Annotated in this window: 15 protein-coding genes; 7 read left to right on the forward strand and 8 right to left on the reverse strand. The window is 71.3% G+C overall.

The annotated features are described in order from the left end of the window. Positions 1–64 precede the first annotated feature (64 nt). From folB to AC0ZLC_RS21965, 3 genes are read left to right on the forward strand one after another with little or no spacing between them, the layout of a single operon-like run. Positions 65–424, forward strand: a complete 360-nt coding sequence (folB, locus tag AC0ZLC_RS21955) for a dihydroneopterin aldolase (RefSeq protein WP_358854735.1) — start codon at positions 65–67, stop codon at positions 422–424. After that, a complete protein-coding gene (gene folK, locus AC0ZLC_RS21960) occupies positions 421–1,032 on the forward strand; it encodes a 2-amino-4-hydroxy-6-hydroxymethyldihydropteridine diphosphokinase (RefSeq protein ID WP_476753652.1) in 612 nt (203 codons plus the stop codon). The genes folB and folK overlap by 4 nt, the downstream gene beginning before the upstream one ends. Positions 1,033–1,079: 47 nt before the next feature. Continuing rightward, complete coding sequence (locus AC0ZLC_RS21965; RefSeq protein WP_476753653.1) at positions 1,080–1,565, forward strand: DUF3180 domain-containing protein; 486 nt, start codon at positions 1,080–1,082, stop codon at positions 1,563–1,565. Positions 1,566–1,658: 93 nt separating this feature from the next. Here the strand turns inward: AC0ZLC_RS21965 and folE are convergent, their stop codons facing one another. From folE to dacB, 6 genes are all read right to left on the reverse strand, one after another. Next, positions 1,659–2,264, reverse strand: coding sequence for a GTP cyclohydrolase I FolE (folE, locus tag AC0ZLC_RS21970; protein ID WP_358854732.1), 606 nt, complete (start codon positions 2,262–2,264; stop codon positions 1,659–1,661). 142 nt (positions 2,265–2,406) lie between these two features. Then, positions 2,407–4,434, reverse strand: coding sequence for an ATP-dependent zinc metalloprotease FtsH (ftsH, locus tag AC0ZLC_RS21975; protein WP_476753654.1), 2,028 nt, complete (start codon positions 4,432–4,434; stop codon positions 2,407–2,409). A gap of 198 nt (positions 4,435–4,632) precedes the next feature. After that, positions 4,633–5,193, reverse strand: coding sequence for a hypoxanthine phosphoribosyltransferase (gene hpt / locus AC0ZLC_RS21980; protein ID WP_010986089.1), 561 nt, complete (start codon positions 5,191–5,193; stop codon positions 4,633–4,635). A gap of 98 nt (positions 5,194–5,291) precedes the next feature. Then, positions 5,292–6,446, reverse strand: a complete 1,155-nt coding sequence (tilS, locus tag AC0ZLC_RS21985; protein ID WP_476753655.1) for a tRNA lysidine(34) synthetase TilS — start codon at positions 6,444–6,446, stop codon at positions 5,292–5,294. A 194-nt stretch (positions 6,447–6,640) separates the two neighbouring features. Continuing rightward, complete coding sequence (locus AC0ZLC_RS21990; protein WP_476753656.1) at positions 6,641–7,768, reverse strand: zinc-dependent metalloprotease; 1,128 nt, start codon at positions 7,766–7,768, stop codon at positions 6,641–6,643. Between the two features lie 124 nt (positions 7,769–7,892). Continuing rightward, a complete protein-coding gene (gene dacB / locus AC0ZLC_RS21995) occupies positions 7,893–9,449 on the reverse strand; it encodes a D-alanyl-D-alanine carboxypeptidase/D-alanyl-D-alanine endopeptidase (RefSeq protein ID WP_476753657.1) in 1,557 nt (518 codons plus the stop codon). A gap of 79 nt (positions 9,450–9,528) precedes the next feature. Between dacB and AC0ZLC_RS22000 the strand changes: the two genes are divergently transcribed. Beyond that, positions 9,529–10,020, forward strand: coding sequence for an inorganic diphosphatase (locus AC0ZLC_RS22000; RefSeq protein WP_121406362.1), 492 nt, complete (start codon positions 9,529–9,531; stop codon positions 10,018–10,020). Positions 10,021–10,181: 161 nt separating this feature from the next. Then, on the forward strand, positions 10,182–11,840 hold the full coding sequence (locus AC0ZLC_RS22005) for a threonine/serine exporter family protein (RefSeq protein ID WP_476753658.1): 1,659 nt from the start codon (positions 10,182–10,184) through the stop codon (positions 11,838–11,840). Positions 11,841–11,895: 55 nt separating this feature from the next. On the opposite strand, the gene AC0ZLC_RS22010 is transcribed toward AC0ZLC_RS22005, so the two are convergent. Then, positions 11,896–12,585, reverse strand: coding sequence for a DedA family protein (locus tag AC0ZLC_RS22010; RefSeq protein WP_476753659.1), 690 nt, complete (start codon positions 12,583–12,585; stop codon positions 11,896–11,898). A 141-nt stretch (positions 12,586–12,726) separates the two neighbouring features. On the opposite strand from AC0ZLC_RS22010, the gene AC0ZLC_RS22015 reads away from it, so the two are divergent. Further along, positions 12,727–13,092, forward strand: a complete 366-nt coding sequence (locus AC0ZLC_RS22015) for a YbjQ family protein (protein ID WP_358854726.1) — start codon at positions 12,727–12,729, stop codon at positions 13,090–13,092. 16 nt (positions 13,093–13,108) lie between these two features. Here AC0ZLC_RS22015 and AC0ZLC_RS22020 read toward each other — a convergent pair whose 3' ends face one another. Further along, on the reverse strand, positions 13,109–13,876 hold the full coding sequence (locus AC0ZLC_RS22020) for a MerR family transcriptional regulator (protein WP_476753660.1): 768 nt from the start codon (positions 13,874–13,876) through the stop codon (positions 13,109–13,111). A 109-nt stretch (positions 13,877–13,985) separates the two neighbouring features. On the opposite strand from AC0ZLC_RS22020, the gene AC0ZLC_RS22025 reads away from it, so the two are divergent. Continuing rightward, on the forward strand, positions 13,986–15,260 hold the full coding sequence (locus tag AC0ZLC_RS22025) for an ion channel protein (RefSeq protein WP_476753661.1): 1,275 nt from the start codon (positions 13,986–13,988) through the stop codon (positions 15,258–15,260). Positions 15,261–15,276 lie beyond the last annotated feature (16 nt).

Genomic DNA, 15,276 nt, shown 5'->3' on the forward strand with positions numbered 1-15,276 from the left:
GGCTGGTGCGCCGTCCGCACTCGGTACGCACCCGCCGCCACCGACGATTGCAGGAGTGATTCGCGTGGATCGTGTCGCGCTGCGCGGCCTGAAGGCCCGCGGGCACCACGGCGTCTTCCCCAGGGAGCGCGAGGAGGGCCAGACCTTCATCGTGGACCTGGCGCTGGGCCTGGACACCCGACCGGCCGCGGCCGACGACGACCTGACGAAGACCGTGCACTACGGCATCGTGGCCGAGGAGGTCGTGGCGGTCGTCGAGGGCGAGCCCGTCGATCTCATCGAGACGCTCGCCGAGCGCATCGCCCAGACCTGTCTGAAGCACGAAGGGGTCCTGGAGGTCGAGGTCTGCGTCCACAAACCGGACGCGCCGATCACCGTCCCCTTCGACGACGTGACCGTCACCATCACCCGGAGCCGAGTATGACCGCCTTCTTCACCGGAGGTCAGAGCGACCCGACCGTCCAGCCGGTGCCGCCCTCCGTGGTCGAGCGGGTCGACGCCGCCGACATCACCCTGAACAACCCGAAGCGCGCGGTGATCTCCCTCGGGTCGAACCTGGGCAACCGCCTGGAGACCCTCCAGGGAGCCGTCGACGCCCTGGAGGACACCCCCGGCGTCCGCGTCAAGGCCGTCTCCCCCGTCTACGAGACCGAGCCCTGGGGCGTGTCCCCGGACAGCCAGCCCGCCTACTTCAACGCGGTCGTGGTCCTCAAGACCACCCTTCCGCCCTCGTCCCTGCTGGAGCGGGCGCACGCGGTGGAGGAGGCCTTCAACCGCGTCCGCGACGAGCGCTGGGGCCCCCGCACGATCGACGTGGACATCATCGCCTACGACGGTGTCGTCTCCGACGACCCCGAGCTGACGCTGCCCCACCCGCGCGCCCACGAACGCGCGTTCGTCCTCGCGCCCTGGCACGACGTGGACCCCGAGGCGCAGTTGCCCGGGCACGGCTCCGTGGCCGGTCTCCTCGGCTCCCTCACCCGGGACGGTGTCACGCCCCGCGCCGACCTGGAACTCCGGCTGCCCGAGTAGTCGTTAAGGTCAGGACGACCGACCAAGCGGCTTACCGAAGGGGCAACGTGAAAGAGCTGCGCATCAGGACGCTGGCTGCCGTGTTCGTCGTGGCCGGCGTCCTGTCCTGGGCGGGCGCCCGCCTGTGGAACGCGGTGGGGACCCTCCCCCGGGTCCCGCTGGCCGCCCCCGTCGTCCTCGCCCTGATCGCCGTCGTCCTGCTGGCCACGGCGCTCTCGCTGCGCGCCCGCCTCCGGGCCCAGCGCGAGCGCCGGCCCGGCGCCAAGGGCGTCGACCCGCTGATGGCCGCCCGCGCCGTCGTCTTCGGCCAGGCCAGCGCCCTCGTCGCCGCCCTGGTCTCCGGGATGTACGGCGGCACGGGCGCCTTCCTGCTGGAGTCCCTGGAGGTCCCCGCCCGCCGCGACCAGGCCATCTACGCGGGCTTCTCGGTCCTCGCCGGCATCGGCGTCATCGCCGCCGCCTTCTTCCTGGAGCGGGTCTGCAAGCTCCCGGAGGACGACGACGAGAACGACGGGACGGCCGCGGCGGCCTAGGCACGCCGCGGCCGTCCCGTCGGAGCCGCCGTCTCGCGGCGGCCCGTACGCGGGTCAGCGGGCCCCGGCACGGTCAAGGGGCCCAGGCGCGGGTCAGCGGGCCATGATCAGGCTCATCGCTTCGTTGCGGGTGGCCGGGTCGCGCAGCTGCCCGCGCACCGCCGACGTGATCGTCTTGGCCCCCGGCTTGCGCACCCCCCGCATGGACATGCACATGTGCTCGCACTCCACGACGACGATCACCCCGCGCGGCTCCAGGATCGCCATCAGCGAATCGGCGACCTGCGTCGTCAGCCGCTCCTGCACCTGGGGGCGGCGGGCGTAGACGTCCACCAGACGGGCCAGCTTTGACAGACCCGTGATCTTGCCGTCGACGGACGGGATGTACCCGACGTGGGCCACCCCGACGAACGGCACGAGGTGATGCTCGCAGGAGCTGAGGACCTCGATGTCCTTCACCAGGACCATCTCGTCGTGCCCGATGTCGAACGTCGTCGTGAGCACGTCCTCGGGCTTCTGCCACAACCCCGCGAATATCTCCCGGTACGCCCGGGCGACCCGCCCCGGCGTCTCGCGCAGGCCCTCCCGGTCCGGGTCCTCGCCGACCGCGATGAGCAGCTCGCGCACGGCGTTCTCGGCACGCTTCTCGTCGAACACGCCGATCGTGCCCTCGCCGTCCAGCGTCACGGGGTCGGTCATCTGCTCCTCGTTCCTTGGCCTCTCACGCGTGTGACTCGACGCGTGATCACTCCGGGCATCAGAAATGCCGCACCCCCCAGGCTAGAACCTGGGGGGTGCGGCATCCATTCCGGGCCTGGTGAGGCCACCGGGAGCCGGACCATCAGCTCTCGGGGCGCTCCTCCGGGGCGGTCTCCGTCGAGGGGACGGACTCCGTCGCGCCGGCGATGGCGGCGGAGGCGCCGTTCGCCCCGTTCGTCAGCGACAGCTCCTTGGGGGAGAGCACCGGCGGGCGGGTGGACGGCGTGCGCCGGGAGGAACCGGTCCACGCGGGGCGGGCCGGCCGCTTGACGATGGGAGTGAAGATCTCGGCGATCTGCTCCTTGCCCAGCGTCTCCTTCTCCAGCAGCTGGAGCACCAGGTTGTCGAGGACGTCGCGGTTCTCGACCAGGATCTCCCAGGCCTCGTTGTGCGCGTTCTCGATGAGCTTCTTGACCTCTTCGTCGACGAGCGCGGCGACCTCTTCCGAGTAGTCGCGCTGGTGCGCCATCTCCCGGCCGAGGAACGGCTCGGTGTTGTCGCCGCCGAACTTGATCGCGCCGAGGCGCTCGGTCATGCCGTACTGCGTGACCATCGCGCGGGCCGTCGCCGTGGCCTTCTCGATGTCGTTCGCGGCACCCGTGGTCGGGTCGTGGAAGACGAGCTCCTCGGCCGCGCGGCCGCCCAGCATGTACGCGAGCTGGTCCAGCATCTCGTTGCGCGTGGTCGAGTACTTGTCCTCGTCCGGCAGGACCATCGTGTAACCGAGGGCCCGGCCACGCGACAGGATCGTGATCTTGTGCACCGGGTCGGAGTTCGGGGACGCCGCCGCGACCAGGGCGTGACCGCCCTCGTGGTACGCGGTGATCTTCTTCTCCTTGTCCGACATGATCCGGGTCCGCTTCTGCGGGCCCGCGACCACACGGTCGATCGCCTCGTCGAGCATGTTGTTGTCGATCAGCTTCTGGTTGCTGCGCGCCGTGAGGAGCGCGGCTTCGTTCAGCACGTTCGCCAGGTCCGCACCGGTGAAGCCCGGGGTGCGGCGCGCGACGGCGGACAGATCGACGTCCGGGGCGACCGGCTTGCCCTTCTGGTGGACCTTGAGGATCTCCAGACGGCCCTGCATGTCCGGGCGGTCGACCGCGATCTGGCGGTCGAAGCGGCCGGGGCGCAGCAGTGCCGGGTCGAGGATGTCGGGCCGGTTCGTGGCGGCGATGAGGATCACGCCGCCCTTCACGTCGAAGCCGTCCATCTCGACGAGCAGCTGGTTCAGCGTCTGCTCGCGCTCGTCGTGACCGCCGCCGAGGCCGGCGCCGCGATGGCGGCCGACCGCGTCGATCTCGTCGACGAAGACGATCGCCGGAGCGTTCGCCTTGGCCTGCTCGAACAGGTCACGGACCCGGGAGGCACCGACACCGACGAACATCTCGACGAAGTCGGAACCGGAGATCGAGTAGAAGGGAACGCCCGCCTCACCCGCGACGGCGCGGGCGAGCAGCGTCTTGCCCGTGCCGGGCGGGCCGTAGAGGAGCACACCCTTCGGGATCTTCGCCCCGACGGCCTGGAACTTCGCCGGTTCCTGCAGGAACTCCTTGATCTCGTGGAGTTCCTCGACCGCCTCGTCCGAGCCCGCGACGTCCGAGAACGTCGTCTTCGGGGTGTCCTTGGTGATGAGCTTCGCCTTGGACTTCCCGAAGTTCATGACCCGGGAGCCGCCGCCCTGCATCTGATTCATCAGGAACAGGAAGACGACGACGATGAGGACGAAGGGAAGCAGGGACAGCAGGATGCCCACGAAGGGATTCTGCTTGGACGGCGAAACGGTGTAGCCGTCCGGAATCTGCTTGTTCTGGTATTTGTCCTGGAGGGTGGTGGCGAGGGCCACACCCTGGTCGCCGATGTAGCTCGCCTGGATCTTCGAGCTGCCGTCGACCTTCTCACCGTCCTTGAGCGAGGCCTTGATGACCTGCTCGTCGCCGGTGGTGATCTTGGCCGACTCGACCTTGTTGTCATTGATCGCCTGGACGACCTGGCCGGTGTCCACTGTCTTGTAGCCGCCGGACGAGCCGACGACCTGCATCAACACGACCACGGCAAGGACGGCCAGCACGATCCACATGACCGGCCCACGGAAGTATCGCTTCACGTCCATCCATACGGAGCGGAGCCGCCCCGTCCCTCCTGCCATAGTGAGTTTGACAAAGACTTGTAAAGACTGTTCTTCGGACGGTACCCCAGCATTGTCACCCGAAGTCGCAGGGGACGACTGTCATTCCCGCCCACGCATGCTCCAACGGCGCGGAACCCGCTGGGGTTCCCGATCGTCCTGTGAAGAACGGCACCGGGCCCGTCAGCCGCCGTAGACGTGGGGCGCGAGCGTACCGACGAACGGGAGGTTGCGGTACTTCTCGGCGTAGTCGAGCCCGTAGCCGATGACGAACTCGTTCGGGATGTCGAAGCCGACCCACTCCACGTCGATCGCGACCTTGGCCGCCTCCGGCTTGCGCAGCAGCGTGCACACCTTGAGGGAGGCCGGCTCGCGGGAGCCGAGGTTGGAGATCAGCCAGGACAGGGTCAGACCCGAGTCGATGATGTCCTCGACGATCAGGACGTGCTTGCCCTTGATGTCGGTGTCGAGGTCCTTGAGGATCCGCACCACGCCGGAGGACTGGGTGCCCGCGCCGTACGAGGACACGGCCATCCAGTCCATCGTGACGGGGGTGGACAGCGCACGTGCCAGGTCCGCCATGACCATCACCGCGCCCTTGAGGACGCCGACGATCAGCAGGTCCTTGCCCGCGTACTCCGCGTCGATCTTCGCGGCCAGCTCGGCCAGCTTCGCGTCGATCTCTTCCTTGGTGATGAGCACCGACTTGAGGTCGGTGCCCATGTCTTTCGCGTCCACCCGCATCACTTTCGGTCGTCCGTCCCAACGGCCGCTCGGACCGCCCACACCCCGCGTAAGCGGTCCCCAGGAGCCACGCGAGCGGCTCCGGCGGAGGGTCCGGTTCAGCCTTGCCGGATCACCAGTCTGCCACCCTGCCGCCGGGCGACGACTTTGCCCGGGAGATTGATGGCTCCCTGACCTCGCCATCCGGTGATCAGCCGGTCCATCTCCTCGACGTGCCGGGCGAAGAGCGAGCCGGCCGGTGCGCCCGCCTCGATGGCCGCACGGCGCAGGATGCGGCGGCGCACGGCGGGCGGCAGGGCGTAGAGCTTGGCGCACTCCAGGAGGCCGGCGGAGTCGCGCACGGACGTCTCCGCCTGCCGGGCCCAGGCGTCGAGGGCGTCCGCGTCGTCGCGCGAGAGCTGGGCCGTACGGGCGAGCGCCTCGACGACCCCTTTTCCGAGCGCCTTCTCCAGCGCGGGCAGCCCCTCGTGGCGCAGCCGGGAGCGGGTGTAGGCCGGGTCGGCGTTGTGCGGGTCGTCCCAGACGGGGAGCGACTGCGCCATGCAGGCCTTGCGGGCGGTCTGCCGGTCCAGGTGCAGGAACGGGCGCCGGTAACGGCCGTCGGCCCCCGAGACCGCGGCCATTCCGGACAGGGAGCGGATGCCGGAGCCGCGGGCGAGGCCGAGCAGGACGGTTTCCGCTTGGTCGTCGCGGGTGTGGCCGAGCAGGACCGCGGCGGCTCCGTGACGTTCGGCGGCAGCGTCCAGGGCGGCGTAGCGGGCGTCGCGGGCGGCGGCTTCGGGCCCGCCGTCGCGGCCGACGGTGACGGCGACGGACTCGGCGGGACCCAGTCCCAGCTCGGTCAGGCGCAGGACGACCTCGTCGGCGCGCAGGCCGGAGCCGGGCTGCAGACCGTGGTCGACGGTGATGCCGCCGGCCCGGATGCCGAGTTTGGGGGCCTCGAAGGCGAGGGCGGAGGCGAGCGCCATGGAGTCGGCGCCGCCGGAGCACGCCACGAGCACGAGCGGCGGGGGCTGTTCGTGCGGGGTGTCCGCGGGCACGCCGGTGCCGCGGGCGCGCCGGCCGGCAGGGACCGGGACGCGGTCGCCGCTGCCGAGAGCCGCGGGGCGTACGGCGGTGGAGGAGGGCGCGCACCCGGCGCAGGAGGCGGGCGTACGCCCGGTGTCCGGGGAGGGTACGTGCTCGGTGAGGATGTCGTGGAGTACGCGGCGAACCGCCAGGCGTATCGCCGCGACCGCAGGATGGGGACCCATGTCCGGTTCCCTTCATGAAGTTTTCGGGGGGTGAACCCGGTGTCGGTCACTCAGAGTGTGTAGATGGTGACAGAACCGGGCCGTTCCCCGAGCATTGCACGCCTACTCCTGGCTCACGGTCCCTCGGACGGGTGATTGAAGGGGCGTTCGCCTGCCGTCGGCCGGATTCGTCTCACGCCCCCCCGCGGGCGGCTTCACGACTCCGCCGTGCGGTGCACCCGGGTGACCCAGTCCGCCGGTTTGGCGATCTCCGCCTTGGTCGGGAGCGTGTTCGGGGAGGTCCAGACGCGGTTGAACCCGTCCATGCCGACCTGTTCGACGACCGCGCGGACGAACCGCTCGCCGTCCCGGTACTGCCTGAGCTTGGCGTCGAGGCCGAGCAGCTTGCGCAGGGCGAGGTCCAGGCGGGAGGCGCCCGCGGCGCGGCGCTGCTGGAATTTCTCGCGGATCTCGGCGACGGACGGGACGACGGCCGGGCCGACGCCGTCCATCACGAAGTCGGCATGCCCTTCGAGCAGGGACATGACGGCGGTGAGGCGGCCGAGGATCTCCCGCTGGGCGGGCGTCTGCACCAGTTCGACGAGGGACCGGCCGCCGTCCTCGCCCTCCTCGCCCTCGGGGCGTCCGCCGACGAGGGACTGCGCGGCTTCCCTGATCCGCTCCAGGACGGTCATCGGGTCGACGTCGGTCTCCGCCAGGAAAGACTGGATTTCGCCCTCGAGGTGGTCGCGCAGCCAGGGCACGGCCGTGAACTGGGTGCGGTGCGTCTCCTCGTGCAGGCAGACCCAGAGGCGGAAGTCGTGGGGCTGGACGTCGAGTTCGCGCTCCACGTGCACGATGTTCGGGGCGACCAGGAGGAGCCTGCCGCCGCCGTTCCCACCGGCCGGAAGGTCGCGGGTGGCGGGGGCGAAGGTCTCGTACTGCCCGAGGACCCGCGACGACAGGAACGACAGGAGCATGCCCAGCTCGACGCCGGTGACCTTGCCGCCGACGGCTCCGAACACGGCTCCGCCGGCGCTGTCGCCGCGCCGTTCCTGCATCTTGTCCAGGAGCGGCTTGAGGAGTTCCCGGAACCCTGCGACGTTCGCCTGGACCCAGCCGGGGCGGTCGACGACGAGTACGGGGGTGTCGTGCACGCCGTCCACACCCAACCGGGTGAAGCCGCGGACGTGTTCCTCCGAGGCCTTCGCGTGCCGCCGCAGCTCCGCGACGACGGCCCTGGCCTCGTCGCGGCTCACCTCGGGGCCCGGCCTCACGAGCCGGGTCGCGGTCGCCACCGCGAGATTCCAGTCGACCATCTGGGCACCACCGATGCTCGTCATGCGTCAACCGTACGTGAGGGCGTCCGAGTGCGGTGAGGGGTGCGCCGCCGGGCGTGCGGCCGCCCCGTGGCCCTGGGGGTCCGTGAGGACCCGCGGTGCCTGGGGGGCGGCCGGGGCGCTGGCGCTACCGGCAGCCGCAGGCCGCCAACGCCGACGCCGAGCGGTCCAGGGCCGATTGGGCGCTCGTGCGGTCCGTGGTCCCGGAGGCGAGGAACGCGAAGGCCAGCAGGCGTCCCTCGGTGTCGACCACCGTGCCGGCCAGCGCGTTGACCCCCGTCAGGGTGCCGGTCTTGGCGCGTACGACTCCGGTGGCCGGGCGGTCCGCGCCGTCCGCGTAGCGCTGGCTGAGGGTGCCCGTGAAGCCTGCCACCGGGAGCCCGGTGAGGGCGGGGCGCAGCTCCGGGCGGGCGGGGTCACCGGCCTTCGCGAGCAGGGCGGTCAGCAGTTCGGCAGACAGCTTGTCCGAACGATTCAGGCCACTTCCGTCCGCGAAAACGGCGCCTTGCAGGGGCATGTCCAGTTTCTTCAGCTGGGCGCGGATCGCGGTCCCGCCGCCCTGGAAGCTGGCCGGTTCGCCGGAGGCGAGGGCGGTCTGCCGGGCGAGGGCCTCGGCGATGTCGTTGTCGCTGTTGGTGAGCATCCGCTCGACGAGGGCGGACAGCGGCGGGGACTCGACCTCGGCGAGCGTCCTGGAGCGGCCGGTCGCCTTGGAGGGCCCCGGCGCCGTCGTCTCGATGCCCTCGGCCTCCAGGAGTTCCGCGAACTCGCGCGCCGCGTCCGCCGCCGGGTCGGCGCTGCGTCCCGCGGCGCCGCTGGAGGAGCCGTCGAGACGGCCCTCGTCGACCATCAGCGGCGTGACCTGGGCGAGATTGCCCTCGACCCCGCTGGGCGGCTGCCCCGAGCCCGCGTACAGCGAGATGTCGTACGAGAGCGTCACCTTCTCCCGCTTGCGGGCCTTGAGCGTGCGGGCGGTGTCGGCGGCCAGGGTGCGCAGGCTCGCCCAGCCCCCGTCGGTCTTCTTCCGGGCGGTCAGGGTCGGGTCGCCGCCGCCGACCAGCACGACCTCCCCGGTGTCGGGCTCCAGGGCGGCGCGGGTCGTGATGCGGTGGTCGGCGCCTGCCGCGGTGAGCGCGGCGACGGCGGTGGCGATCTTCGTGGTGGAGGCGGGGGTCAGAGCCTCGCTGGCGCCCGTGCCGTACAGCCGTCTGCCGGTCGCGACGTCGACGACGACGGCCGAGCGCCGCGTACCGAGGGAAGGATCCTGCAGAAGCGGGTCGAGGACGCCGGCGAGGGCCCTCTCGGCGGGCGGGCGCGCCGAACCGCCGGCACCGCTCAGGTCGGCCAGGACGGACGCGGCGCTGGGCGCGGGCCGGGGTCCGCCGGGCGCCGCACCGGGGTCGCGGCCGTGATCTGTGCCACCCTGCCGGTCCCGCGCTGCGGCCCGGTCGCGCTCCGCCGTACGCTGACCCGAGGAGTCCCAGGGACCGGCCGCGGTCGCCAGCCCGGCCGCGAGCGCGAGGCCCGCGGCGGCGGCCACGGCCGTGAGCTGCACAGTCGTGACCTTCACGGGGCGCGGCCGGACGGCTCGGGTGACCCGCACGACGTGCGGTGCCACGGTTCGCGCGACCCGCGCCACATGCGGTCTCGCGGCCCGCCAAGCCCTCAGCTCTGGCACGATCACCAGCCCCTTTCGCGATCACACACCTGCGTGAGGGACACTTAACCACCAGAACTATGTGCTGATCATGGAGGAGCCACCGGTGGAGTTCGACGTCACGATCGAGATTCCGAAGGGTTCGCGGAACAAGTACGAGGTGGACCACGAGACCGGTCGGATCCGCCTGGACCGTCGACTCTTCACCTCGACCAGCTACCCGGCCGACTACGGCTTCGTCGAGAACACCCTCGGCGAGGACGGCGACCCGCTGGACGCGCTGGTCATCCTGGACGAGCCGACCTTCCCCGGTTGCCTCATCCAGTGCCGCACGATCGGCATGTTCCGCATGACCGACGAGGCGGGCGGCGACGACAAGCTGCTGTGCGTCCCGGCGCACGACCCGCGGGTGGAGCACCTGCGCGACATCCACCACGTCTCCGAGTTCGACCGCCTGGAGATCCAGCACTTCTTCGAGGTCTACAAGGACCTGGAGCCCGGCAAGTCCGTCGAGGGTGCCAACTGGGTGGGCCGCACCGAGGCCGAGGCCGAGATCGAGCGTTCCTACAAGCGCTTCAAGGAGTCCGGCGGTCACTGACCTGCCACTTCTTCGCGAGCGGGCCGTGCGACCCTGAGAGGGCCGCGCGGCCCGTTCGCGTTTCCGTACGCATACTGAGGCGTACGGAAGGTACGGGTGAGACGTACGGAAAGTACGCGTGAGGCGTACGCGCACATGCACGAGAGGCAAGGCAGGGGCTGGTGACGGACCCGCAGGCGGAAGACCGCACACCGCAGTCGGACGAGGCGAGGAGTGCGTTCGCCCCACCGGCCGGTGTGGTGGCGCCGCAGGCCCCGGTGGCCGAGGACGAGTCGTCCACGACGTCGGAGTTCGCGCTCCCCAAGGGTCTCGACGTCCCGCACCCGGTCCCCGGCGACACCGAGGGCTCGGCGTTCAACACCCCGCGCACCTACAGCGCGAAGCACGCGCCGCCCGCATTCACCCCGGCGGCCGGCCTGCCCGTGGTCAGGCTGACCAAGGACGCGCCCTGGCAGGACCGGATGCGCACCATGCTGCGCATGCCGGTGACCGAACGTCCGGCGCCGGAACCGGTGTCCAAGGAGGACGACTCCGGGCCGGCCGTCCCGCGCGTGCTGGACCTGACGCTGCGTATCGGCGAGCTGCTGCTGGCGGGCGGCGAGGGTGCCGAGGACGTGGAGGCGGCGATGTTCGCCGTCTGCCGCTCCTACGGGCTGGACCGCTGCGAACCGAACGTCACGTTCACCCTGCTGTCGATCTCGCACCAGCCGTCCCTCGTGGACGACCCCGTGACGGCCTCCCGGACGGTGCGGCGCCGCGGCACCGACTACACGCGTCTCGCGGCCGTGTACCGGCTCGTGGACGACCTCAGCGACACCGAGACCGCGATCTCCCTGGAGGAGGCCTACGGGCGCCTCGCGGAGATCCGCCGCAACCGCCACCCGTACCCCGGCTGGGTGCTGACCGCGGCGGGCGGGCTGCTCGCGGGAGCGGCCTCGGTGCTCGTCGGCGGTGACGTCTTCGTGTTCGTCGCCGCGGCGCTGGGGGCGATGCTGGGCGACCGGCTGGCGTGGCTGTGCGCGGGGCGCGGGCTGCCGGAGTTCTACCAGTTCACGGTGGCGGCGATGCCACCGGCGGCGATCGGGGTCGCCCTCCAGCTGTCGGGGGCGGGGGTGAAGGCGTCCGCGGTGATCACCGGTGGGCTCTTCGCGCTGCTGCCGGGAAGAGCGCTGGTCGCGGGCGTCCAGGACGGCCTGACCGGTTTCTACATCACCGCGTCCGCGCGCCTGCTGGAGGTCATGTACTTCTTCGTGGGCATCGTCACGGGCGTGCTGCTGGTCCTGTACTTCGGCGTGAAGCTGGGCGCCGAGCTGAATCCGGACCAGGCCCTCGGCGTCTCCGAGCGGCCGGTGCTCCAGCTCGTCGCGTCGATGCTGCTGTCGCTCACCTTCGCGGTGCTGCTCCAGCAGGAGCGCTCGACCGTGCTGGCGGTGACCCTCAACGGCGGTGTGGCCTGGGCGGTGTACGGCGCGATGCACTACGTCGGTGACATCTCACCGGTCGCCTCCACCGCGGTGGCCGCCGGTCTGGTGGGCCTGTTCGGGCAGCTGCTGTCCCGCTACCGGTTCGCGTCGGCGCTGCCGTACACGACGGCCGCGATCGGCCCGCTGCTGCCCGGTTCGGCCACGTACTTCGGGCTGCTGGCCATTGCGCAGAACGACGTCGACAAGGGTCTGGTGTCCCTGACCAAGGCGGCCGCGCTCGCGATGGCCATCGCCATCGGGGTGAACCTCGGGTCCGAGATCTCCCGGCTGTTCCTGCGGGTGCCGGGCGGGGACGCCGCGAGCCGCCGCGCGGCCAAGCGGACGCGTGGCTTCTGAGTCCGTACGGCTGCGGAGCGGTCCCCGGGCGTCCCTGCCGTCCCGGGGCGGGCGTCTAGCGTTTGGCGTGGCGGCCGCGCGGGCCCTGCGGGGGCTGGGCCGAAGCGGCCGAGGCGGCGGACTTCCTGCCCTTGCCGCGGGCCCGCAGGTACTCGACGGCGATCGGGACCACCGAGACGAGGACGATCAGGATCAGAATCGCCTCGATGTTCTTGTGCACGAACTCGATGTTGCCGAGCCAGAAACCGAGCAGCGTCACCCCCGCGCCCCACAGGACGCCACCGATGATGTTGAAGGTGATGAACGAGCGGTACCGCATGCCGCTGACGCCGGCGATGATCGGCGTGAACGTGCGCACGATGGGCACGAAGCGGGCCAGGACCAGGGACTTGGGGCCGTACTTCTCGAAGAACTCGTGGGCCTTGACCACGTTCTCCTGCTTGAAGAGGCGGGAGTCCGGGCGGGTGAAGAGCGAGGGGCCGACCTTCTTGCCGAAGAGATAACCGGCCTGGTCGCCGACGATCGCGGCGAGGCAGATCAGCGCGACGGCCGCCCACAGGGGGAAGTCCAGCTGCTTCGACGCGATCAGCAGACCGCAGGTGAACAGCAGCGAGTCGCCCGGCAGGAAGAAGCCGATGAGCAGACCCGACTCCGCGAAGACGATGAGCAGCAGGCCCCAGATGCCGAAACTGTCCAGGAGGGTGTTCGGATCCAGCCAGCTTGGTCCAAGGGCAAGCGTCGTCACGGTTCCGGGCTCCTGAGGGTGAAGGATGGGTGCGGCGGTGAGGTTCGGCCGTCCCAAAGCTATCAACGTCGGGTGTCCCCGCCAGGTTCCACGGGTGCCTCCGGGATGCACTGTGCCCCTACTGGGACAAAGCTGTGAGGCATGGGAATCGAAGACTACGGCGGCGGCATCGGCCCCCAGTCCGACGTACTGGTCGTGACGACGAACGATGTGCCGGGCCATCGCGTCGAGCAGGTCATCGGAGAGGTGTTCGGCCTCACCGTGCGCTCACGGCACCTGGGCAGCCAGATCGGGGCGGGCCTGAAGTCGATGATCGGCGGCGAGCTGAAGGGCCTCACCAAGACGCTGGTGGAGACCCGCAACCAGGCCATGGAGCGGCTCGTCGACCAGGCACGCGCGCGGGGCGCCAACGGCGTGCTGATGTTCCGCTTCGACGTGTCGGAGGCCGCCGACGTCGGCACGGAGGTGTGCGCGTACGGGACGGCGGTGGTCCTGGCCCGGGAGTGACCCCGGGCCAGGACGATCAGGCGTGCCGTTCGGCGTTCGCCGTGATCGCGTCCCGCAGGTGCTCGGCGAGTCCCGGCCGCACGGAGTCGTAGAACTCCTTGAACCGCTCGTCGGAGACGTACATCTCGCCCAGCCCCCGGTGGATCTCGTACGAGCACGCGTAGAACCACCGGGTGATGTGCCGGCGGTGCTCCTCGGCCAGGTCCATGGCCCGCTCGCCGGCCGGGGGCTCGCCCGCCGCCATGAGGGCGTCGTAGCGCGCCCCCCAGGCGGCGACCTCGGCCTGCATCCGCTTCCAGTCGTCCTTGGTGTAGCGGGCGGTCCGGCGCTGCGACTGCGCGTACGCCTCCGTGCCGCCCCAGCGCCGCCCTGCCTCCTCCGCGTGCGCCTCGGGGTCCTTGTCCCCGAAGACCTCGAATTTCTCCTCGGGCGTGAGATCGATGCCCATCGTGCGTGCCTCCATGGCGTGCTCCACGGCCGCGGCCATCCGCCGCAGCTTCTCGATCCGGGCGGTCAGCAGCTCGTGCTGGCGGCGCAGACGCGCGCGCGGGTCCGCTTTTCCGGTGGCCTGCTCGTCGAGCAGGGCCGCGACCTGGTCCAGTGGGAAGCCGAGCTCCCGGTAGAACAGGATCTGCTGCAGCCGGTCGAGGTCGGCGTCGCCGTAGCGCCGGTGTCCCGCGTGGCTGCGCTCGCTCGGTGCGAGCAGGCCGATCTCGTCGTAGTGGTGCAGCGTGCGCACCGTGACCCCGGCGAAACCGGCGACCTGGCCCACTGAGTAACTCACTTCCGCTCCTTCTCCGGTACGCCTCCAGGCTGGGGCCTCACGTCGCGTGAGGTGCAAGCCGGAATTCCCCCGGATGTTATGAGGCTTATGCCCGCTTAAGGTGTGGATCGTGAGCACCGAAGCCCCGGCGGCGCCGGGCCGGACCCCCGTCCGGCGTCTGCTGCCGCTGATCGTGCCCTCCGTCGTCGTCGGCGCCGCCGCGGCGCTGGTCCTGCTGGCCGTGAGCACGGTCGCCGGACAGCTCCAGGACGTCCTGTGGGAGACCCTCCCGGACGCCCTGGGCGTCGGCCGCTACTCCGTGTTATGGATGCTCGTGGTGCTCACGGCGACCGGTGTCGCCGTGGGGCTGGCCGTGTGGAAGGTGCCGGGGCACGCGGGTCCCGACCCGGCGGCCAGCGGCCTGGTCGACCCGCCGCTGCCGCCCGGCGTGCTGCCCGGGCTGCTCCTCGTCAGCGTCCTGGCCCTGGCGGGCGGGGTCAGTCTCGGCCCCGAGAACCCGATCACAGCCACCAACATCGCCCTCGCGTGCTGGCTGGGAACCCGGGTCGCTCCCGGCTCCCCCGCCCTGCTGTGGATGTCGCTGGCGGCCGCGGGCACGGTCGGCGCGCTGTTCGGCACCCCGGTGGCGGCCGCGCTGATCTTCTCCGAGGTGCTGGCCGGGCGGCCGGGACCCGGCGCCCTGTGGGACCGGCTGCTGCCACCGCTGCTCGCCGGCGGCACGGGCGCAGTGATCGTGACCCTGCTCGCCCACCCGAGCTTCGACCTCTCCCTGCCCGACTACCCGGGCCCGCACTGGGGCGACCTGCCGGGCGCCTTCGTCGTCGCCTCGGTCGCGGCGGTGATCGGCATGGCCGCGGTGCACGCCCTCCCGTACGTCCACGGCGCCTTCGCGCGGCTCCGGCGTCCGTGGCTGGCGATTCCCCTGGGCGGGCTGGTGCTCGGCCTGCTGGGCGCGCTGGGCGGGCATCTGACGCTCTTCAAGGGCCTGGACGAGGTGGAGGTGCTGGCCGCGGACCCCGACGGCTGGTCGGCGGGCGGGTTCGCGCTGATGGCCGTGGTGAAACTGGCCGCGCTGCTCGTCGCCACCTCGTGCGGGTTCCGCGGCGGCCGGATCTTCCCCTCGGTCTTCGCCGGGGTGGCCCTCGGTCTGTGCGCCCACGCGCTGGTGCCCCAGGTGCAGGTCACGCTCGCCGTGGTCTGCGCCGTCCTCGGGGTCCTGCTCGCCGTCACCCGGCAGGGCTGGATCAGCCTGTTCACCGCGGCCGTCCTGGCCGCCGACACGACCGTGCTGCCGCTGCTCGCGCTGGCGTCCGTACCGGCCTGGCTGCTGGTGACCGGCCGGCCCCAGATGCAACTGCGCGACGACGGGACCCCGCTCCGCTGACCCGCTCCCCCGACCT

The organism is Streptomyces sp. GLSS-08, from assembly GCF_056387915.1.